Annotated in this window: 18 protein-coding genes; 10 read left to right on the top strand and 8 right to left on the bottom strand. The window is 43.4% G+C overall.

Translation table 11 applies throughout. The features are described from left to right. Positions 1-87: 87 nt before the first annotated feature. From grpE to dnaJ, 3 genes are all read left to right on the top strand, one after another. On the top strand, positions 88-666 hold the full coding sequence (grpE, locus tag ACO05V_RS21970) for a nucleotide exchange factor GrpE (protein WP_421856722.1): 579 nt from the start codon (positions 88-90) through the stop codon (positions 664-666). Between the two features lie 102 nt (positions 667-768). Then, positions 769-2,685, top strand: a complete 1,917-nt coding sequence (dnaK, locus tag ACO05V_RS21965) for a molecular chaperone DnaK (RefSeq protein ID WP_421856719.1) — start codon at positions 769-771, stop codon at positions 2,683-2,685. Positions 2,686-2,888: 203 nt separating this feature from the next. Continuing rightward, the gene (dnaJ, locus tag ACO05V_RS21960) at positions 2,889-4,016 is read left to right on the top strand and encodes a molecular chaperone DnaJ (RefSeq protein ID WP_421856717.1); all 1,128 of its coding nucleotides are present in this window, start codon (positions 2,889-2,891) and stop codon (positions 4,014-4,016) included. Positions 4,017-4,085: 69 nt separating this feature from the next. Here the strand turns inward: dnaJ and ACO05V_RS21955 are convergent, their stop codons facing one another. Next, entirely contained in the window at positions 4,086-4,664 is a 579-nt protein-coding gene (locus tag ACO05V_RS21955) for a uridine kinase family protein (protein ID WP_421856714.1), read from the bottom strand. A gap of 126 nt (positions 4,665-4,790) precedes the next feature. On the opposite strand from ACO05V_RS21955, the gene ACO05V_RS21950 reads away from it, so the two are divergent. The 4 genes from ACO05V_RS21950 (at position 4,791) to gcvA (ending at position 8,818) form a co-directional block, all read left to right on the top strand. Continuing rightward, a complete protein-coding gene (locus ACO05V_RS21950) occupies positions 4,791-5,351 on the top strand; it encodes a uridine kinase (protein ID WP_421856711.1) in 561 nt (186 codons plus the stop codon). Positions 5,352-5,385: 34 nt separating this feature from the next. Further along, a complete protein-coding gene (locus tag ACO05V_RS21945) occupies positions 5,386-5,715 on the top strand; it encodes a DUF3392 family protein (RefSeq protein ID WP_421856708.1) in 330 nt (109 codons plus the stop codon). A 262-nt stretch (positions 5,716-5,977) separates the two neighbouring features. Beyond that, the gene (locus ACO05V_RS21940) at positions 5,978-7,357 is read left to right on the top strand and encodes a glyceraldehyde-3-phosphate dehydrogenase (RefSeq protein ID WP_421856706.1); all 1,380 of its coding nucleotides are present in this window, start codon (positions 5,978-5,980) and stop codon (positions 7,355-7,357) included. A 522-nt stretch (positions 7,358-7,879) separates the two neighbouring features. Next, a complete protein-coding gene (gene gcvA, locus ACO05V_RS21935; protein ID WP_421856703.1) occupies positions 7,880-8,818 on the top strand; it encodes a transcriptional regulator GcvA in 939 nt (312 codons plus the stop codon). 6 nt (positions 8,819-8,824) lie between these two features. On the opposite strand, the gene ACO05V_RS21930 is transcribed toward gcvA, so the two are convergent. The 3 genes from ACO05V_RS21930 to ACO05V_RS21920 form a co-directional block, all read right to left on the bottom strand. Then, on the bottom strand, positions 8,825-9,595 hold the full coding sequence (locus tag ACO05V_RS21930) for a TSUP family transporter (protein ID WP_421856700.1): 771 nt from the start codon (positions 9,593-9,595) through the stop codon (positions 8,825-8,827). 122 nt (positions 9,596-9,717) lie between these two features. After that, positions 9,718-11,205 (bottom strand): glycerol-3-phosphate dehydrogenase, encoded by a 1,488-nt coding sequence (gene glpD, locus ACO05V_RS21925; RefSeq protein WP_421856697.1) that lies wholly within the window; start codon positions 11,203-11,205, stop codon positions 9,718-9,720. Positions 11,206-11,401: 196 nt separating this feature from the next. Further along, entirely contained in the window at positions 11,402-12,172 is a 771-nt protein-coding gene (locus ACO05V_RS21920) for a DeoR/GlpR family transcriptional regulator (protein WP_421856694.1), read from the bottom strand. Between the two features lie 170 nt (positions 12,173-12,342). Here ACO05V_RS21920 and glpK point away from each other — a divergent pair, with 170 nt between their 5' ends. Continuing rightward, positions 12,343-13,827 (top strand): glycerol kinase GlpK, encoded by a 1,485-nt coding sequence (gene glpK / locus ACO05V_RS21915; protein WP_421856691.1) that lies wholly within the window; start codon positions 12,343-12,345, stop codon positions 13,825-13,827. Positions 13,828-13,918: 91 nt separating this feature from the next. Continuing rightward, a complete protein-coding gene (locus ACO05V_RS21910) occupies positions 13,919-14,209 on the top strand; it encodes a hypothetical protein (RefSeq protein WP_421856688.1) in 291 nt (96 codons plus the stop codon). Between the two features lie 74 nt (positions 14,210-14,283). Here the strand turns inward: ACO05V_RS21910 and ACO05V_RS21905 are convergent, their stop codons facing one another. The 4 genes from ACO05V_RS21905 to ACO05V_RS21890 form a co-directional block, all read right to left on the bottom strand. Next, positions 14,284-15,495 (bottom strand): IS256 family transposase, encoded by a 1,212-nt coding sequence (locus tag ACO05V_RS21905; protein ID WP_338269659.1) that lies wholly within the window; start codon positions 15,493-15,495, stop codon positions 14,284-14,286. A 126-nt stretch (positions 15,496-15,621) separates the two neighbouring features. Next, positions 15,622-16,137, bottom strand: coding sequence for a DUF501 domain-containing protein (locus ACO05V_RS21900; RefSeq protein WP_421856685.1), 516 nt, complete (start codon positions 16,135-16,137; stop codon positions 15,622-15,624). A gap of 37 nt (positions 16,138-16,174) precedes the next feature. Beyond that, positions 16,175-16,585, bottom strand: a complete 411-nt coding sequence (locus ACO05V_RS21895; protein WP_421856682.1) for an energy transducer TonB — start codon at positions 16,583-16,585, stop codon at positions 16,175-16,177. 212 nt (positions 16,586-16,797) lie between these two features. After that, positions 16,798-18,210, bottom strand: a complete 1,413-nt coding sequence (locus tag ACO05V_RS21890) for a PLP-dependent aminotransferase family protein (RefSeq protein WP_421856679.1) — start codon at positions 18,208-18,210, stop codon at positions 16,798-16,800. 252 nt (positions 18,211-18,462) lie between these two features. Here ACO05V_RS21890 and ACO05V_RS21885 point away from each other — a divergent pair, with 252 nt between their 5' ends. Next, positions 18,463-20,439 (top strand): methyl-accepting chemotaxis protein, encoded by a 1,977-nt coding sequence (locus ACO05V_RS21885; RefSeq protein WP_421856676.1) that lies wholly within the window; start codon positions 18,463-18,465, stop codon positions 20,437-20,439. The last annotated feature ends 2 nt before the right edge of the window (positions 20,440-20,441 follow it).

Raw genomic sequence — 20,441 nt, 5'->3', positions numbered from 1 at the left:
TAATGCGGCTTTAGTGTTGAAAGGTTAAAAGCTGACCCCATATACCCTGCACATAGGAAGTATTGTTTCTGTTATTTGGAGTTGAAAATGAGTGAGCAGCAAAAAAATCCTAATCAAGATGCGGAGCATGATTTGAAAAGCGAAACGCAAAACGAAACAGTAGAAGAGCTTTTAGAGCCTGAAGTAGAGACTCTAGAAGAAGTTACTGAAAATGATGAGCTTGCAAAAGCATTAGAAGAAGTCGCTCAGTATAAAGAGGCGGCACTTCGCGCTCACGCCGACGCACAAAACGTACGTCGTCGTGCAGAACAAGATGTCGAGAAAGCGCACAAGTTTGGTTTAGAAAAGTTTGCTAAATCGATTGTGAACGTGGCAGACAATCTTGAACGTGCTTTAACTTCTGCGCCAGACACAGGTGAGTCCGATCCTGTGCGTGAAGGTGTAGAACTGACGTTAAAAGATTTGCTTGAGACGTTGGCTCGCTTTGAAGTGAAAGTGGTTGATCCACATGGCGAACCGTTTAACCCTGAGCTGCATCAAGCCATTACGATGGTGCCAAACCCTGAGCTAGAAGCGAACACGGTAATGGATGTTGTGCAGAAGGGTTACACCATTAATGGCCGCTTATTGCGCCCAGCAATGGTCGTGGTTTCGAGCGCCGCTTAAAAATACTGTCAATTTTTTGACACTGGACGCTTGAAATACTTTTAAGCGTACCCAAATACAGAATTATCATCGTCATAAACGAATTTATTGGAGATACAAACCATGGGTAGAATCATTGGTATTGACTTAGGTACAACGAACTCTTGTGTTGCCGTATTGGATGGCGAGAAAGCTCGCGTTATTGAAAACGCTGAAGGTGATCGCACAACTCCTTCCATCGTCGCATTTGCTGAAGATGGTGAAGTGCTAGTTGGTCAATCAGCTAAACGTCAAGCGGTAACCAACCCAACAAATACTTTGTTCGCGGTTAAACGTTTAATCGGTCGTAAATTTAAAGACGACGTCGTTCAAAAAGACATCTCTATGGTGCCTTACAAAATTATTGCTGCAGACAATGGCGATGCGTGGGTAGAAGTAAAAGGCGACAAGAAAGCGCCACCACAAATCTCTGCTGAAGTTCTTAAGAAAATGAAGAAAACAGCGGAAGACTACCTAGGCGAGAAAGTAACAGAAGCGGTTATCACTGTTCCTGCTTACTTCAACGACTCTCAGCGTCAAGCAACAAAAGACGCTGGTAAAATCGCTGGTCTTGATGTTAAGCGTATTATCAACGAGCCAACAGCGGCTGCCTTGGCTTACGGCCTAGACAAGAGCTCTGGCGACTCTACTATCGCGGTTTATGACCTTGGTGGTGGTACATTCGATATCTCTATCATCGAAATCGCCGATGTAGATGGCGAGAAACAATTCGAAGTATTGTCTACAAACGGTGATACTTTCCTAGGTGGTGAAGATTTCGACATGCGCGTAATCGAATACTTAGCAGCAGAATTTAAGAAATCATCTGGCATCGATCTTCACAACGATCCACTGGCGCTACAACGTTTGAAAGAAGCGGGTGAAAAAGCGAAAGTTGAGTTGTCTTCTTCTTCTCAAACAGAAGTTAACTTGCCTTACATTACGGCTGATGCCTCTGGCCCTAAACACTTGAACGTGAAATTGACTCGTTCTAAGTTGGAGTCTTTGGTTGAAGAGCTAGTATTGAAATCTCTTGAGCCTTGCCGTCAAGCATTGAAAGATGCTGATTTGACTGCTTCTGATATCGACGAAGTTATCTTGGTTGGTGGTCAGACTCGTATGCCACTAGTTCAAGCGAAAGTAACTGAATTCTTCGGTAAAGAGCCACGTAAAGACGTGAACCCAGATGAAGCGGTTGCCATCGGCGCGTCTATCCAAGGTGCGGTACTTTCTGGTGATGTGAAAGACGTTCTTCTTCTAGACGTTACACCACTGTCTCTAGGTATCGAGACTATGGGTGGTGTCATGACGGCATTGATCGAGAAAAACACAACGATTCCTACTAAGAAGTCTCAGACTTTCTCTACAGCAGAAGACAATCAAAATGCGGTAACAATCCACGCATTGCAGGGTGAGCGTAAGCAAGCGTCTCAGAACAAATCTCTAGGCCGTTTCGACTTGGCTGATATTCCACCTGCTCCACGTGGTGTGCCACAAATCGAAGTAAGCTTCGATATTGATGCCAACGGTATCTTGAGTGTTTCTGCTAAAGACAAAGCGACTGGTAAAGAACAGTCTATCGTTATCAAATCGTCTTCTGGTTTGAGCGATGAAGAAGTTGAAAAAATGGTTCAAGACGCTGAAGCGAATGCTGAAGAAGACCGTAAGTTCGAAGAGCTTGTACAAGTTCGTAACACAGCTGACGGCATGATTCACGCTACTCGTAAAACCTTGACTGATGCTGGCGATAAAGCCACAGCAGAAGAGAAAGAAGCGATTGAAACAGCGATCACTGAACTTGAAGAAGCGCTAACGTCTAACGACAAAGAGAAGATCGAAGAGAAAACTAATGCGTTGACTCAGGCGTCTGGCACTTTGGCTCAGAAGATGTATGCAGAAGCTGATGCTGCTGGTGCGCAACCAGCTGAAGGTGATCAGGCTAAGTCTCAGGATGATGCAGTTGATGCAGAATTCGAAGAAGTGAAAGAAGATAAAAAATAAGCACTAAGCGCTTATTTTCCCAGTATTAATGGGGTTGTTTATAGCGAGCACGGTTTTTGACCGTGCTTTGCTATTTAAACTGTTTTAAATTGATTAGTTTTAAGCGGCATATATTTCAATTTCAGTTTTTTGATTCATACCTTCGTTTGAGACTCTTCAATTCAGATTTTTAATTCAGACTTTTCAATTCAGGAATGCCTGCGATGAGCAAAAGAGACTATTACGACGTTCTTGGGGTGGCCAAAGACGCGGATAAGAAAGACATTAAAAAAGCTTATCGTTCTTTAGCGAATAAGTACCACCCAGATAAGAATCCAGACAACCCAGAAGCACTTGATAAATTTAAAGAGCTGGCCGAAGCCTATGAAATATTGTCTTCTGATGACAAACGTGCAGCCTATGATCGATTTGGTCATGACGGCGTAAATGGTCAAGCTGGTGGCTATGGCGGCGGCGCTGGAGCTGGTGGTTTTAGTGATATTTTTGGTGATGTATTTGGTGATATTTTTGGCGGCGGTGGTGGCGGTCAAAGCCGAACTCGTCGCGGTTCCGATTTGCGTTACACCTTAGAGCTTGATCTTGAACAAGCGGTGTGGGGCTGTGAAGAGAAAATTCGCATACCAACCTTAGTTAACTGTAAGACTTGTGATGGTTCTGGTGCTAAGAAAGGTTCGACACCTAAGACGTGTGGAACCTGTGGCGGTGCGGGTCAAGTTCGTATGTCACAAGGTTTCTTCTCTGTACAGCAAACGTGTCCTGAGTGTCATGGTTCTGGTCAGGTGATTAGCGATCCATGTCCTGATTGTCATGGCCAAGGTCGTGTTCAAGAATACAAAACACTTAATGTGAAAATTCCTGCCGGCGTAGACACGGGTGATCGTATCCGTTTATCTGGTGAAGGCGAAGCGGGAACTCACGGTGGTCCAGCGGGTGATTTGTTTGTTCAAGTCTCTGTTAAGCCGCACAGCATTTTTGAGCGTGACGGTGCGAACCTATATTGTGAAGTGCCAATTAGCTTTACGACAGCGGCATTGGGTGGCGAAATCGATGTGCCGACATTAGATGGTCGTGTGCGTTTGAAAGTGACTGCTGAATGTCAGTCTGGCAAGTTGTTCCGTCTGCGTAATAAAGGGGTGAAACCTGTTCGTGGTGGCCCAGTTGGCGATTTGATTTGTAAGGTTGTTGTTGAGACGCCAGTAAATCTAACATCTCGTCAAAAAGAGTTGTTTACGGAATTGGCTGAAAGCATGGGTGAAGGGACAGATCACTCACCTAAGCAGAAGAGCTGGTTTGACGGTGTGAAACGTTTCTTTGACGATATTAAGAAATAAACCGTTGTTGCTTCGGTAGCACAAAAGAAAAAGGCGCCTATTTGGCGCCTTTTTCTTTTAGTAAGTAGTCTATGTGATTACGCAATAAGCTTGCCGCGTTGGTGAAGCTTTTGTTGTTTGGAATAATGAAATCCGCTTGCTACGAATGTCGATGGTTTTTAGTGAAGCCTGACGTACGTGGCGCATGTAGCGACTGGTCACTTCATTGACGTCTCGTCCACGTTCTGCGATGTCACGCTTCAAGCGTCGAACAATGGCGATGTCCATGTCTGTATCAACATACAGAAGGAAATCGACGGCATCGCGAATTCCCGGATCCTGGAACATCATGTGACCTTCCACGAGAACAACGTGCGTTGGTTCTAAGTTGCGATAGCCTGTGCGTTTGTGTTGTGAGTGATCATACACTGGGATTTCATTAGGCTGCTGACGGTTTTTACAGTTATGAATTGCCAGAGTGATGCTTTCAAGGTCTAGTGAGCTTAGATCATCAAAGTTATAAACATCTGGATCGATACTGCCGCATCCATTGTAGAAACTGTCTTGGCATAGGACGGTGATTTTGTCACCTTGACCTTCCGCTAATAAAGAACAAAGTCGGCTTTTTCCGCTGCCTGATACGCCAGTGATGCCAATAACAAGAGCCATGTATTACCTCAGAAAATAAAGTGTTGGTACTCCTTGAGTTAAAGGAGCTTATAGTGTTGTATTATATATCAGGTTTGATTTTTTTTGTCCGTCAAACTGGTGCATGATATTTCAAAGGAAGGATTAATGCGTACTAAAGTTAGCCGAATGTTTGCTATATTCGTTTTCACTTTTTTTATGGGTTTAGCGACACAGGGAAAGGCAGGAGCGAATGTTGTGTCTCGATCTTCTGATGTGGCCGAATTGTTTGGTTTGCCATTGAATGATTTAAGTGTTTCTCTACTTGAGCAGCATTTGAATAGTAAGGGGTTGCATAGTTACCCATCTTATAAAGATGGTGTAGTCAGTTACAGTTTAGGGCCTGAAGGTATTTTGGGTGTCACCAATGCCACTATTTATTCAAATGGATCGGGTTATGTTCGTCGGGCGCTGTTATCTGGCGTTGTGGAAAGTAATGAAAAGCGTAGAGCATTAGGAGAATTGCTTGTGCGAAAGTACGGCAAGCCCAGCGAAGGTCTTCTCAATAATGGTATCGGGCGTCCGAAATGGTTATTTAAAGATGGTACTGTGATTGAATTAAGTAATACGACTTATGATGTGTCTCTGATGTATGTTGATGAGAACCCAAAAGTAGTCTCTCGTTCTGGGCAAATTGATGTTGAAGCCTTGTCTCGTAAAAACCAATAACTCTATCGTTTGTTAAGTGTGTAGTTAATTATCTATGTTTATTCTTGATCTCAATCTTCGCTTTGCGCATTTTCTCCAGCCTTATATTCAAGATATTTCTTTAGCTTTAGTAGCAACCTGCTTGGTAGTTTATGGGGATAAGGTGAATGGTTTTCTTAAAAGTTTAGTATCGTCTTGGGTGTTTCTAGCTCGGGTGGCGGCATTTATTTTGATGTGTACTTTTGGTTATGGGCTCCTTACTTTATGGAGTCAGCCATTAGTTTATTGGGGGATTACTCGAGTTGACTTGGTGTATCGTCCAGCATTGATTGTGTTTTGTTTTTGCTTTTTGGGCGTTTTGGCTGAAAGAAAGCGTCATTTGTAAAATAATTCATGAAATTTCCTGTCAGTTTTCGTTGCCAAATTACAACATAATCGTGCCGTTTTCGTGGATACTTCATGTAATAACACGATTATGTAGTAAAGTTTCTATACCTTCTTTGTTATTTCGTTATTTCTATAAAAAAATACGCTAAATACCCGATTTTAAAGGTTTTTTGTAGTCTTCTTACAATTTGTTTTTGTCCTAATCTGCCGTTAGACTGCGCTCATATTGATATAACAGAGTCTTTTTTCGGGGGCAGAAAATGACAAGCACTTGGTTACAAACACTTTCACAAGCAGAATCTATGATTCCTCTTTTAGGTAAACTTGGTCGCGAGAAAGCGGTAAAAGTTCAGTTGGCAGGAAACACCTTAATCGCGGATTCTGTGACTGGACTGATGGCTGCGTTTGATCAGCATCCTGAATTAGACCTTGTCCAAGTTTATCAAGTGTTAGAGCAAGTGTTGGCAAGTGATACCGCTCATACTGTTGTAGAACTAGAGTCTTTGATTGCTGAAGCGGATGTTGAATCTGTATTGGCTACTCAGCCAAATGATGGTACTGAAACGCCGGTTGTTTTGTACGGATTTGGTCGTATTGGTCGTTTGCTTGCGCGTCGTATGTGTGCGCTAGGTCATACAACTCCGGGCATGGCATTGGCGGCGATTGTTGTGCGTAAAGCGTGCGACAACGACCTGTCTAAGCGTGCTAGTTTGCTAAAATACGATTCTGTTCACGGTGTATATGATGGCTTGGTGAAAGTTGATGAAGAGAAGCAAGCTCTGATCATCAATGGTTCGCCAGTAAAAGTTATTTACGCCTCTGATCCTGCTGAAGTTGACTACCAAGCCCATGGTATTAACAATGCTTTGCTTGTCGATAACACAGGTCGCTGGCGTGACCACGATGGTTTGAGTGTTCACTTAAATCGCCCTGGTATTGAACGTGTTGTCCTAACGGCTCCTGGCAAAGAAATGAAAAACATCGTTTTCGGCGTAAACGACAGCGATGTAACAGATGCTGACCGTATCGTTTCTGCTGCATCTTGTACGACAAACGCAATTACACCTATCTTGTCAGTGCTAGAGAAAACATTCGGCATTGAATCTGGTCACGTAGAAACCGTACATGCTTACACTAATGATCAAAACTTAATCGATAATATTCATAAAGGTGATCGCCGTGGCCGTGCTGCAGGCATGAACATGGTGATGACTGAAACGGGCGCGGCAAAAGCAGTATCCAAAGCAATCCCTTCTCTAGAAGGTAAGTTGAGTGGCAGTGCGATTCGAGTTCCTGTTATCAATGTTTCTATCGCGGTATTAAGTTTGACTCTGAAATCTGCAGCGTCGGTTGAGGCTATTAATCAGTTGCTGAAGTCCGCATCTAATAGCGCTGAATTGACAGGTCAGATTGGCTACAGCGAAGAGCGAGATGCGGTAAGTTCTGACTTTATCGGTTCCCAGCAAGCGGGTATTTTGGATTCGTTGTCGACGAAAGTTCGTGGTAATCAAGCAACTTTATATGTTTGGTACGATAATGAGTACGGCTACAGCTGTCAGGTTGTGCGTTTGATGGAGAAGCTTGCGCAGGCAAATTTTACCAAGGCTGAATTGCTTGAAGATAAAGCAAAAGCAGCATAATAAATGACCGGACACATTTAATGTGTGTTATTTAACGGCGACCTTAGTAGGGTCGCCGTTTTTTTTGCTTTAAATCTTCAGACGTGAATTTCAGGCAAAAAAAAGCCGGATAAAGATCCGGCTTCAACAAAAGTAACTAGCAGTTGCGAATAACATCATCCTGTGGGAGATGGTGATATTCATCTAAAACATGACTGTGGAACAAGTTTTAGAGTTGATACAGTTAGGGCTGTATCGATAAATATTAGGTCGCTGTTCAACCTAAGAGATGTGACAATTTTATATTTTTAGATAAGTGTGACAAACGATAAAAATTGATTTGTTGGATTAGCTGAATTAATGCAAAATGCACTAGGTTTTTTGTTTTTGTCATTTTTATACCTCAATAATTAAGCCTTTATTCTATTAAGTTATTGTTTATTAATGAAATAATTAGATTATGTGATGTTTTTTAAAATAACTTTTGGTTTCGATGACTCTGCTGTTTTGCAGTAGCTGAAATTGTCTTATGGTGATTGTTTTATGAAATCTGTTCCATTGGCTGGGTTAGGTGCTTTTGCTATCGCGGCTCGTCATCTGAGTTTTACAAAAGCCGCGCAAGAAATGCATCTTACGCAAGGCGCGGTGAGCCAGCAAATTCGTCAGTTAGAAGAGCGTTTGAAGTTGACGTTGTTTGTTCGTTATCATCGACGCCTAGAGTTGACTGTGGCAGGTGCACGTTTGGCTGTGCAGTTGAATCATAGTTTTACTGAAATAAATGACTTGGTTTTAGAGTTGCAGGAAGAAGAAGCCTCTAACATTTTGACGGTTTCTGTGATGCCGTCCTTTGCGACCAAATGGTTAATTCCTCGGTTGGGCAATTTACAGGAAGCTTATCCTGATCTACAGCTTCGTATTCAGGCCAACGATAGAGAAGTGAATTTTCAGCGAGATAGAATTGATGTGGCGATAGTACATAGCCATGTTCATAGTTCAAAAGGGCATATTGTTCCTTTGATGAAAGATAAAGTGTTTCCGGTTTGTAGTCCTGCGTTTGCTCAGCAGCGAGCTTTATCTGAGCCTAGTCACTTAGCGCAAGTGCCTTTATTAAATGATGACTCTGAGTGGCGCTTTTCTAGCCCTTATGCGGAATGGGAAAAATGGCTGTTATTAGTTAATGCAAAAGGAATCAAACCTTCGCGGGGGATTAGTTTTAACCGTGGCGATCTCGCAGTACAAGCCGCTATCGCTGGACAAGGTGTTGCTTTAGGAAGAACACCTTTAGTGATGGATGATATCCAGCATGGAAGATTAGTTATGCCATTTTCAGAAACATTGGACGAAGGCCATGCTTACTTGTTTGTTTGTCCTGAAATGCAGTGTCAGCGAGAGCCGGTTCAGCAGTTGCTGAGCTGGTTAGTCGCGCAGTGCTACGAATATTCGGCAGAGGATGCTTTGACGACGCCCGATGATCTGAATTAACTCCGATTAGTTATCTAATAGCAATTTAACGGAAATCGCCAAACACATAATAATCACCATAGGGCGAATCAGCTTCGCCCCCTTGGTGATGACAAGGCGTGAGCCAATTTGTGCACCAAACCACTGTCCAATGCCCATCACAATACCCAATGCCCAAATAAGGTGACCGCTAAAGGCGAACATCGCCAGTGATGCTAAGTTACTGGTCGCGTTGAGTACTTTGGTGTGGGCGGTTGCTGAAACGACTGTGAGTCCCATCAAACACAAATAAGCGGTAGAGAAGAAAGCGCCAGTTCCTGGTCCAATCAATCCATCATAAAAGCCAATGCTGGTGCCGATAATCACCGCAAACTGTATGTGAGTAAGGGAAAATTTACTGGCAATATAAGGCTGAACCTTAGGTAAGAAGAAAAAGAAAATAGCCACCGCAATTAGAATAATCGGCACAGCTTTTAGCAGTAGGCTGCTGTCTAAATAAGACACTAATAATGTACCGGAAATAGCACCGATGGCGGTCATTAAGATGGGCAGCCACATATCCGATAGTTTTACTTGGCCTTTTTTAACGAAATGATAAGACGCCGATACTGTGCCCGCGCAACCTTGTAACTTATTGGTAGCAAGTGCTTCGGCGGGTGATAGTCCTGCGGCTAATAAAACCGGCACAGTAATTAGTCCGCCACCGCCTGCAATAGAATCGATTACCCCTGCAAAAAAAGCGGCAGCAAAGAGTGCAAGATAGATCCAAATAGAGATATCGAAAAAAACAAAGTCCATTGAGTGTTTATTCCTGTAGGGATAGATGTACGATGCTTTTTAGTAGAGCAAAAAAAGCCCACCTAGACAATCGTTTAGGCGGGCTAATGAGTAGTAATAGTAGAGTATTTTATCGAACTAAATTAAATTTTTGTTTGGATGTAGCTTTCGAGAGTGCTTACTTGATTCGGAGTGAATTCAAGGCCAAGCTTAGTTCTACGCCATAGAATATCTTCTGCTGAATGTGCCCATTCGTGCTTGATCAAATAATCCACTTCCACTTGATAAAGCTGATTGCCAAAGTGCTGGCCAAGGTCGCTCTCTGAATGGGCTTTATTTAACAATGTATGGGTTAGCGTTCCGTAGCTATTGGCAAAACGATGAGCAAGATGTGCACCGATAAAAGGATAATCTTGCTGTAACTTCATCGTAAAACCATCAAGAGACATGCCTAAGTCACCACCTGGTAATGGTTTGCTGTGTGTCCATTCGTCCCCAAGGTTATCAAAGTAGGGGGTAAGCTTTTTCATCGCAGACAATGCTAATTTACGGTATGTAGTGATTTTTCCGCCAAAGATACTTAGTAGCGGTGCCTTATGATTTTGGTCATAAAGGTGCAATGTGTAATCACGTGTCACGGCTGATGGATCTGAGGATTCATCTTCCAATAACGGTCTCACGCCTGAATAGCTCCAGACTACATCCGCTGGCGAGAGTGTTTTTTTGAAGTGATCATTCGCGACTTTTAAAATGTACTGAGTTTCCTCTTCGGAAATAGCCACGTCATTTGGGTTGCCTTTGTATTCCACATCGGTTGTACCTAACAGGGTGTAATGTTCACGGTAAGGGATCGCGAAAACGATACGTTTGTCGGTGTTTTGCATAATGAAGGCGTTTGAATGCTGATACAGTTTCGGCACAACAATGTGACTACCTTTGATCATGCGAATGCCGTAGGGGGATTTTTGCTCTAGTTTCGTTTCGATAAATGAAGACACCCAAGGGCCAGCAGCATTGACCAAAGCGTTGGCTGTGATTTCATGAGTTTCTTTGGTGATTTGATCTTCTAGGCTGATGTGCCATTGGTTGTCGATACGTTTGGCAGAAGTGCAACGAGTGCGAGCAAAAATAGATGCGCCATTTTGTTGAGCGCTAAGCGCATTGGTTACCACTAAACGAGCATCATCCACCCAGCAGTCTGAGTATTCAAAACCTTGTTTGATATCGTCTTTTAGCGGGCTGTCTGAACCGTACTTAACGCCTTTTGAACCTAAAAGTGTGTCGCGTTTACCTAGATTGTCGTAAAGGAACAAGCCAATACGAATTAGCCAAGCTGGACGTAGGTGCGGTCTGTGAGGCATTTGAAAGCGCATCGGCGTGACAAGATGAGGAGCGACTTTTAGTAATACTTCACGTTCTGTTAGGGCTTCTTTGACAAGGCGAAATTCGTAATGTTCTAAATAGCGCAAACCGCCGTGGATTAATTTACTACTCGATGATGAGGTCGCATGAGCCAAATCTCCCATTTCGCAAAGACCAACATTTAGGCCTCGTCCTGCTGCATCAGCGGCTATTCCGGTGCCGTTAATGCCGCCGCCAACAACAAATAGGTCAAAATGGGAGTGATTCATACTAAGCCTCACGATTAAAAATGCGAATGTTTATGTTCGAAAATGAACATTTGTGTTCGATAGTAAACCTCTAAAACGATTATGACAACAATGCTTTGTGAAGTTTTGGTGAATATTTGATCATTTTAGAGTTTTAAGAAGGGGAGGAGGCTGGAGTCAACTAAGGAGATTACAGTAATAATGCCGCGCCCAAGGGTTACTTGGGCGTGCAGATTTCTAATCGAACTTTGTGTTCTTGCATTAGCTTGATGATGGCTTTTGGTGGTTGCTCATCAGTAAAGAGTCGATCCACTTGGGTAATATTGCCTAAGCGAACAACCGCATTACGACCGAATTTTGCGCTGTCAGCCGCGAGGAAAACGGTACGCGAGTTATTGATGATACTTTGCGCTACTCGAACTTCTTGGTAATCGTAATCCAGTAGTGAGCCATCGTTAGGGTCAATACCGCTGATGCCGATAATGCCAAAGTCAACACGAAATTGGTTGATGAAGTCGATTGTCGCTTCACCCATAACACCGCCGTCTCGTGAGCGAACCGTGCCGCCGGCAATAATTACGGTAAAGTCTTCTTTTCCGCTTAAAATCGCAGCCACATTGAGGTTATTGGTGATAACTTGCAAGCCTTGGTGGTTGAGGAGTTCCCGTGCAACGGTTTCTGTTGTGGTACCAATGTTGATAAACAAAGAGGCGTGGTTGGGAATTTCGGCTGCGATGCGTTTGGCTATTTGTTCTTTTGCTGGCAGTTGCAAAATTTGTCGGGTCGCATAAGCCACGTTGGTTGTACTGGAATCGTAACTCGCGCCTCCGTGGTGTCTGCGTATTTGATCCGCCTTTGCCAACTCATTAATATCACGGCGAATGGTCTGCGGTGTGACGGCAAATTGGCTGGCCAGTTCATCGATTGTCACATAACCCTTTTCCTTCACTATGGCGACAATATTGTCTTGGCGAGAGAGTTGACCCATCTTGTTTTCTTCTCCTGATAAAAGACATTACTTGTTAAACGAGGCTTGCTAAACGAGTGCGCATTGGTTTTAAATAGGGAATATTCGTATTTGAATATTCATGTTCAAAAAACAAAAAACAATTAAGCCGCTTACTTTTTGAGTGGCTGTGATTTCAAAGAGAATTCACTATGACGCATTATATTCTGGCTATTGATCAAGGCACCACCAGTTCACGGGCTATTTTATTCGATGAAAAAGGCGCTCGTGTTGGCCAATCTCAGCAAGAGTTCCCGCAAATTTTCCCTGATGATGGCTGGGTTGAGCATGATCCTGAAGATATTTGGTCGTCTACTCTAGCTGTGTGTCGCTCTGTTCTCAAGGATACAGGGATCGATGCACAAGCGATAGCAACCATAGGTATCACCAATCAACGTGAAACGACCATTTTATGGGATACGGAAACAGGTAAGCCAGTTTATAACGCGATTGTTTGGCAGGATCGACGTACCAGTGGGTTTTGTCAGTCATTAAGTGATCAAGGTTTGGGTGAAAAAGTACAAGAAAAAACCGGTCTATTAATCGATCCGTATTTTTCTGCCACAAAAATTCGTTGGATTTTAGACAATGTCGATGGTGCACGCGAAAAAGCCCAAGCAGGTCGTTTGGCCTTCGGTACGGTCGATAGTTTTTTATTGTGGCGATTAACCAATGGAAAATCCCATAAAACCGATGCGACAAATGCGGCTCGTACGATGGCGTTCAATATTCATACGCAAGAATGGGATGATGAGCTGATTGAGTTGTTAGGAATCGGCGATGTATTGTTTCCTGAAGTGATGGATTGTAGTGCTGACTTTGGTGTTATTGATGCTTCGTGGCTGGGGGCTGAAATATCAGTGAGTGGTATCGCAGGTGACCAACAGGCTGCTTTAATTGGGCAAGCATGTTTTACGCCTGGGATGGTAAAAAGCACTTATGGCACGGGTTGTTTCATGATTCTGAATACCGGTGATAAAGCCATACGGTCTGAGCATAAGTTGCTTACGACAGTGGGTTATCGTCTAAACGGTAAAGTCACCTATGCGCTAGAAGGCAGTATTTTTGTGGCTGGAGCCGCCATTCAATGGCTACGAGATGGCTTGAAGTTATTTGCTGATGCAAAAGAAACACAAAGTCTGGCTAAACAAGCGTTAAATGATGATTCTGTTTATTTAGTGCCTGCGTTTACCGGATTAGGTGCGCCATATTGGGATCCTGATGCTCGTGGCGCCATGATTGGCTTAACGCGTGATACTAGTGTTGCGGATATTGTGAGTGCTGGTTTGCGTTCTGTGTGTTATCAGACAAAAGATTTAGTTGGTGCGATGGCGCAAGATGGTGCCACTTTCAGCTCTTTACGCGTCGATGGTGGAATGGTGATAAATGATGTCATGGTGCAGTTCTTAAGTGATTTGTTAGAAATCACGGTAGAGCGTTCTTGCGTGACGGAAACCACGGCATTAGGCGCTGCATTTCTGGCTGGTTTGCAAGTTGGTCTTTATCAGTCTCTGGATGATATTGAAGTCTTGTGGAAAGCAGATAAGTCTTTTGAGCCCTCAATGGCCAAAGGCACAGGCGATAAATTGTATCAAGGTTGGCAGAAAGCTGTGGATCGTGTCCGTACTCGAGACTAATTTTTACGATTTGATACATGCTTTGTCTTGTGCGGGAAGGCAAAAATAGCTAACTTTAACAAAGGATGTTTTTTCACAAAGGGTTTAGAGAATGTCGAAACAGTTTGCCGAAGTACAGCAAGATGATTTTATGAAGTTTGGTGGAGAGCGTCCAAGCTATTTAGAAATTGAAGATGCTTTGATGTCGCTAGGTGGACATGGTGTTGGTGGTAATAACTTTAAAAATGAAATGGTGAAGTTAGCTGGTTGGACGGGCGGCGCACTGACGACCTATGCCCAGCGTGCTGCTGTTGCTCAGGCTGCGTTCAATCGTATCCGTGACGTGCTGCCAAAAGTCGAAACCGCTGATGAATTAAGGGCGGCGCTAAAAAGCTTGAAATAGATATTTGTTTTAAGCCTAGAGTTTATAAAGAAAAAGGGGAACGGACCCTGTAACAGATTCTGTGTAACTACCATTTAGTTAAGGTGCTTTTCGAGTCGCTCCTCGAACTCAATAATAAATCGACTCATCGCTTGGCGCCAGTTTTGAATGGGCATTGTCCATTTTTTACTGGCCTCTCTAATGGCAAGATAAACCATTTTCCTCGCAGAATCGTCGCTTGGGAAGACTTTACGTTTTTTAATGGCTCTACGGATGACACTGTTCAGTGATTCAATAGCGTTCGTTGTGTAGATCGCTTTGCGGATATCGTCAGGGTAACTAAACAGTGTATTAAGATTATGCCAGTGATTGCGCCACGATTTGGTGATTTGCGGGTATTGATCGTCCCAGACGCCTGCGAAACGATCTAACTCCAACAAGGCTTCTTCTTCCGTTGCAGAGCGGTAAACTTGCTTTAAGTCCGCCGTCACCGCTTTGTAGTCTTTCCATGATACATACTTCAATGAGTTGCGTACCATATGCACGATACACAGTTGAATGCTGGTTTGTGGGAAAACGGCATTGATGGCTTCTGGGAAGCCTTTTAGACCATCAACACAAGCGATGAGAATATCTTCTACACCACGCTGCTGAAGCTCAGTGAGGACGTTTAGCCAGAACTTAGCCCCTTCGTTCTCAGCAATCCACATGCCCATGAGTTCTTTATGACCGTCGGTGTTGATACCGAGTGCCAAGAAAATCGATTTATTGATAACACGCTTATCTTGGCGGATTTTCAACACAATACAATCAAGATACACAATGGGATAGATGGCATCCAAGGGGCGTGCTTGCCATTCAGTTACTTGCTCGATCACCGCGTTGGTAACACGTGATACCAGTGTCGGAGATATCTCAGCACCGTACCATTCATCGAAGGCATTGACGATGTCTCGGGTGCTCATACCTTGCGCGTAGAGCCATAGGATTTTATCGTCCATGGAAGTAAAGCGGGATTGGTGCTTTTTGACCAGCTTTGGTTCAAAAGAACCTTCGCGGTCACGAGGCGTATCCAGTTCAAACTCACCATCTTCCGTCTTAATACGCTTACTGTTCTTACCATTACGACTGTTGGTTGACGAGGATTTTTGATGTCTCTCGTAACCCAGATGCTCATCCATCTCTGCATTCAAGGCCGCCTCAACGGTAATCTTCTTCAGCATTTGGCTAAATTCGTTAAGATCCTCAGGCGTTTTAATGCCTTTGGCGGCTTCTTTTGCGAAGGCTTCCAGTTCTTTTTGGTTCATTTGCATCTACCTATCCTTAATTCTCTATAGAATATGTTGTGATAGGTAGTTACACAAAATTAGTTACAGTCTCGGGGAACGACATGATAGGTCTTCCCCTTTTTTATGATCGTTTTTTGCTCTAAGTTATTCTGCGTCAGCGATGGCTTTCATGTCATATTCTTCGTCAAGAATTCGGCCGATAACATTGTTGCCAGCAAGGTGATGCGCATATTGCATGTGTAAGCATCGTACTTGATCCCAATTGGCAATACCGCCGATTCCTAGCTTATCAAAAAGAGGCTTGAAGCCTTTCTCTTCAATAATGGCTTTGTGTTTTGCACTCATGACTTCCCAACGTCTTGCGATGTAATTGCGGTGCGAGGCATGATGTGCTTCGCGCAATGTTTCGTCGTCTTTGATGCGTTGTTCAAGTTCTTTTACAACACCGTGGCTTTCTATTTTTGCTAACGCTTTGTCGATGGCTTTGCTGGAAAGCCAATAAAGCGTAGGGAATGGCTGGTCGAATACCCAAGTTTCCATTTCCAACACTTGGGGAATACCGTTAGGCGAATAATGGGCAATGGCACTAATGCCGCTTGGAGGGCGTCCGAGCTGTGTTGTGATGATATCAATATCACGCTGAGAAAGTGTTGTTGTCATAATGTCTTATTGAATTGTGTCTTCTAAAAGAGAAGAATTAAATAGTAAACGCAGGGAAACTGGCGGCGAATTTTTGTATCCATTCGGCAGCGGCTTCATTGTAGTTGAGTCGTCGTCCTTCGGTTTTTGCTTGGCGTCGATAGTGTTCTATCTGTGAGAGTTGTTCGATCATGCGAACACAGTAACACTCTTCTTTGGTAGGAAACTCAATGGCGATATGGTAGCCGTCCGTTTCTTTAGTGCACCAAGCGATACGGCCAGACACGCAAAAATTGGGGTCTATCTCTTCCAATGTAATTCTTACCGAGCGTCCATTATCAAAAGGACGAAGGGTGACATATGTGATACCGACAAACCCAGCTCTATCTTCAGTAATTTGAGGAAAGGGCTGATCTTCTATTAGCGTAATGTCTAACGGAAGGTCTCTCGGATGTGCAACAAATTCCATCGCAACAAGCCAGCTACTATTTCAGATATTCATGTTATCGGCCAAGAAGGCAGAGTGTTTAAAAAAGAATGCGAATTGTACGCTTTTTGCTCTGTCTGTACAGATGAATTTTAGGATGTCTAAGAGCAAGTTCATAACTTCTACTTATATACAAAAATGCCCAGTGTGGCGCTTTGTATTTAGTATGGTTCAAATTACTGGATTCGCCTAGCTCAGCTGGTTTGCAGTTGGCAAATCCTGCCGAGTTCCTTTAGTGCCGCGTCGGTTTTATTATCCCAAGTTAGCGCATAATTTAGCCTGAAATGATGGCTAAATTGTGCTGTTAAACCGAACGCTAATCCCGGCAGCAAGCCGATGCCAATTTCTAAGGCTTGGGAATGAAGTGTCATGGCGTCTATTGTGTCTGGTAAGGTGACCCATAATAAAAAACCACCTTTAGGTGTAGAGGTTTGTGTACCTACAGGAAAGTGCTCTTGAATAAGCGCCTGACAGCGCGCTAGATTGTCTTGATAAGACTGTCGAGTTTTTCGTAAGTGACGGTCATAGGCGCCGTTTTCTAGAAAGTTGGCAATGGCGGTTTGCGTCAAAGTTGGAATTGCTAGGGACTGGACATAAGCATAATGCTCAATTTGCTTTTGAAATGGGCCGCCGACAGTCCAGCCGATGCGAAACCCAGGAGCAATGCTCTTAGAAAAAGAGCTGCAGTAGATGACGGTGTTATGTTTGTCGTCTGCTTTTAGAGATCGCTCGCGTTTGTCTTTATAACTCAACTCTCCATATACATCGTCTTCAATCAGGGTGAAACCATATTGAACGGATTGAGTGATGATGCGTTGTCTGGCTTGATGGTTGAGTGTGGCGCCAATTGGGTTTTGATTGTTGGGTGTTACTACGCAGGCTTTGATATTCCATTCTTTGGCCGCATTTTCTAATAAATCTAAGTCTATGCCCGTTTCCGCGGAGCAGGGGATTTCAACGGCTTTTAGGTTCAATACTTCAATGATTTGTAATACGCCATGATAAGCGGGGCTTTCTATGGCGATAGTATCTCCCGCTTTTGCGACAGCTTGTAACGAAAGCATCAAGGCGTTTTGGCAACCCAAAGTAATAGTAATGTCGTCGGGTTGCAGCTGACAGCCGCTGTCGAGCATGCGAATGGCTATCTGACGGCGTAAGCTGAGCGATCCAGGTGTGAATTCATAAGCCGCACATATTTCTGGTTCTAAGCGCATCAGGCGTCCGACAGAGCGCTGCAGCTGTCGTATCGGTAGAAATTGGCTTTTAGGGATAGCTGCGCCAAATTGCATGATATTGTCGTCTTGTGAGACGTGGAGTAAACGCCTTAGCAGAGCGTGAATTGTACCATCATTCTTAGTCGGCTCAATTTTTGCTGGCTCTGTTGGCTGGAGTTGAGTTTCTTGGACAAAATAGCCTTTTTGAGGACGGGCTTTTATGACCCCTCTGTCTTCTAGCAAACTATAAGCTTGTAGGACGGTGGCGACACTGACTTCCATTTGTTTGCTGGATTTACGAACCGATGGGATCTTTGCGCCTGGTAAGAAAATACCTTCATGAACTTGATGTTCAATTTGGTTGGCAATTTTTTCGTATAAGGGGCAATCCATAAAGTGCAATTCGAATTCAAAAAGGGAGTGAGTCAATCTACCAGATTGCAGGATTGAAAGAAATCTATGTGGACTTCTTGGGCATTAGACATGGCTTAAATTAAGTGAATTTTAAGGTTTTATGGTTCTGTTAATTGTAAGCAAACTGTTATTATTTTCCTATATGATTGGTCAGTTTCCGTAAGTTTAGATGCATTATTACCGAATAGGTAAACAAAAAATTTACAGTGGTCTTTAATTTAGAGGTCGATTATGTCGTTGTCCGTTATTCAAAGGATTCTATTTGGCTTTGGTATCTTACTGCTACTTTTGCTGATGATTGCCGCATCTGGATTTGTAGGCATCAACAAAATAGAAGATAGATTAAACGTTGTTACAGGGAAAGTGGCCAATATCTCATCGACCAGTAATACGCTAAAGGAAGATATTAGTTTAGCTAACGCTGCTGTTTTACAGTATTTATTGAGTAAAAATCCTGATTCGTTGGAAGAATTATCTGCACGATTTTTAGAACATAAACAAGAGTTTAGCGAGGTTTCTAAACAGTTGTCTGCTCAACTTCAGGATCTTCCTGTGATGACCCAAGCGCTTGAAAGCATTAATGCTGAAGTAGAACGCTTTTATGGTTACACCGATGTGGCCTTTTCTAATCATAAAACCATGTTGCAATTGCAAGCCGTGGTGCCTGATGAGAAGCTTGATTTAAAAGATGCGATTACTTTTGCTGCCGAAGATTTGGGAATGTTGGTAACAGATGGTGATACGTCTGAAATCCAATTTGCTGCTTCGTATATGCATAGCCAAGTAGAAAGTCTTCAAGTGACGATTAATGATTATTTTGATGTGCGCAGTTTGAATAAAATGCAGGAATTGCGTAATGGCATGGCCTCTATTATTTCAAGTTTAAAAGACAAACAAGCCTATTTGAATGATGACAACATTAATGACTTAGTCAGTGAAATAGATGGCAGTGTGATGTCTGATGATGGCGTAGTGGCAAAATTCTATGAGAATGCTCGTTTGAAGCTAGAGTCTGAAGTACTAGCGAAACAGTTATCAGATAGTATGGAAGCGGTAAATTCATCTGTGCAGCAGTTGTTGTCTGAAGCGGCTTTGATAGGCGTTAATGCTAAAAAAGAAGCGGCAGATGCGGCATTATTATCAACGCTTATTATCGAGGTTGTGTTGGTTATATCCATAGTGATTGCTGTGTTGGTGGCATTATGGGTGAGTCGAAGCATTCGCCTTCCGCTAAAAGAAGTGATGGCTGTATTAGGTAAAATCTCGGATGGCGACTTCACACAGCGCAGTACAGTAAAAACCAAGGATGAGTTTGGAGATTTATCCACTTGGGTGAACGGACTGGTGGCGAAATTACAGAAGGTTATGTCTGAAATTGATCAGGCATCTAATGAAGTGGCGGAGTCTGCTGGTATCAATGTTCGTTTAGCAAGTGATTCTAAACGCCTGATGGGCGCGCAGAATGAACGAACCACCGAAGTTGCTTCTTCTATGTCGGAAATGGTGTCTACGGTTGATCAGGTGGCGAAAAGCTCAGAGGTGATTTTGCATCAGATCCAATCGGTTGATCAAAGAGCTCATCAAAATCGTGAGCAAATGGATGCCAACATTCACAAAATCGAACACCTTCTAGATCAAATAGAAGAATCGACAGCGGTGGTAAATGAACTTGATGAACATTCCAAGAGCATAGATCGAATTTTGGATGTTATTCAAGAAATTGCAGAGCAAACGAACTTGTTGGCTCTGAATGCAGCGATCGAAGCGGCTCGTGCTGGCGAGCAAGGTCGAGGCTTTGCTGTCGTGGCAGATGAGGTTCGTACTTTAGCAACACGTACTCACAGTTCAACTGAAGAGATCCAGCATGTTATTGCGCAATTACAGCAAGGCGTAACAAAAACCGTTGGCAGCATGGAGGAGAGCCGTAAAAGCGCTACTTCTAGTGTTGAGGAAGCTCGCACAGTCGGATTGTCACTGGTTGAATTGCAAAGCAGCATGGCTGAAATACGAGACCTAAGTATCCAAATTGCCACTGCCGCTGAAGAGCAATCTGCTGTTGCCCAAGAAATTAAGCAAAATGTATTAGAAATATCTGAGATGTCTGAACAAGCGGCACAGGGTTCTGATCAGAGTGAGAAAGACAGCGCAGGATTGTCTAAGCTAGCCTCCCATCAGAAGCATCTACTTAGCCAATTTAAGATTGTTTGATG

This window comes from Marinomonas sp. (genome assembly GCF_965225885.1).
In the GTDB taxonomy this organism is placed as follows: Bacteria; Pseudomonadota; Gammaproteobacteria; order Pseudomonadales; family Marinomonadaceae; genus Marinomonas.
This window is presented reverse-complemented; position numbering and strand designations above follow the sequence as displayed.

Bases quoted from the DNA above. Each gene is read 5' to 3' on its own strand.
- ACO05V_RS21910 (WP_421856688.1), top strand. From the start codon at position 13,919: ATGTCGAAACAGTTTGCCGAAGTACAGCAAGATGATTTTATGAAGTTT.
- ACO05V_RS21930 (WP_421856700.1), bottom strand. From the start codon at position 9,595: ATGGACTTTGTTTTTTTCGATATCTCTATTTGGATCTATCTTGCACTC.
- ACO05V_RS21945 (WP_421856708.1), top strand. From the start codon at position 5,386: ATGTTTATTCTTGATCTCAATCTTCGCTTTGCGCATTTTCTCCAGCCT.
- glpK (WP_421856691.1), top strand. From the start codon at position 12,343: ATGACGCATTATATTCTGGCTATTGATCAAGGCACCACCAGTTCACGG.
- ACO05V_RS21885 (WP_421856676.1), top strand. From the start codon at position 18,463: ATGTCGTTGTCCGTTATTCAAAGGATTCTATTTGGCTTTGGTATCTTA.
- glpD (WP_421856697.1), bottom strand. From the start codon at position 11,205: ATGAATCACTCCCATTTTGACCTATTTGTTGTTGGCGGCGGCATTAAC.
- ACO05V_RS21920 (WP_421856694.1), bottom strand. From the start codon at position 12,172: ATGGGTCAACTCTCTCGCCAAGACAATATTGTCGCCATAGTGAAGGAA.
- ACO05V_RS21950 (WP_421856711.1), top strand. From the start codon at position 4,791: ATGCGTACTAAAGTTAGCCGAATGTTTGCTATATTCGTTTTCACTTTT.
- ACO05V_RS21890 (WP_421856679.1), bottom strand. From the start codon at position 18,210: ATGGATTGCCCCTTATACGAAAAAATTGCCAACCAAATTGAACATCAA.
- dnaK (WP_421856719.1), top strand. From the start codon at position 769: ATGGGTAGAATCATTGGTATTGACTTAGGTACAACGAACTCTTGTGTT.
- ACO05V_RS21905 (WP_338269659.1), bottom strand. From the start codon at position 15,495: ATGAACCAAAAAGAACTGGAAGCCTTCGCAAAAGAAGCCGCCAAAGGC.
- gcvA (WP_421856703.1), top strand. From the start codon at position 7,880: ATGAAATCTGTTCCATTGGCTGGGTTAGGTGCTTTTGCTATCGCGGCT.
- ACO05V_RS21940 (WP_421856706.1), top strand. From the start codon at position 5,978: ATGACAAGCACTTGGTTACAAACACTTTCACAAGCAGAATCTATGATT.
- grpE (WP_421856722.1), top strand. From the start codon at position 88: ATGAGTGAGCAGCAAAAAAATCCTAATCAAGATGCGGAGCATGATTTG.
- ACO05V_RS21895 (WP_421856682.1), bottom strand. From the start codon at position 16,585: ATGGAATTTGTTGCACATCCGAGAGACCTTCCGTTAGACATTACGCTA.
- dnaJ (WP_421856717.1), top strand. From the start codon at position 2,889: ATGAGCAAAAGAGACTATTACGACGTTCTTGGGGTGGCCAAAGACGCG.
- ACO05V_RS21900 (WP_421856685.1), bottom strand. From the start codon at position 16,137: ATGACAACAACACTTTCTCAGCGTGATATTGATATCATCACAACACAG.
- ACO05V_RS21955 (WP_421856714.1), bottom strand. From the start codon at position 4,664: ATGGCTCTTGTTATTGGCATCACTGGCGTATCAGGCAGCGGAAAAAGC.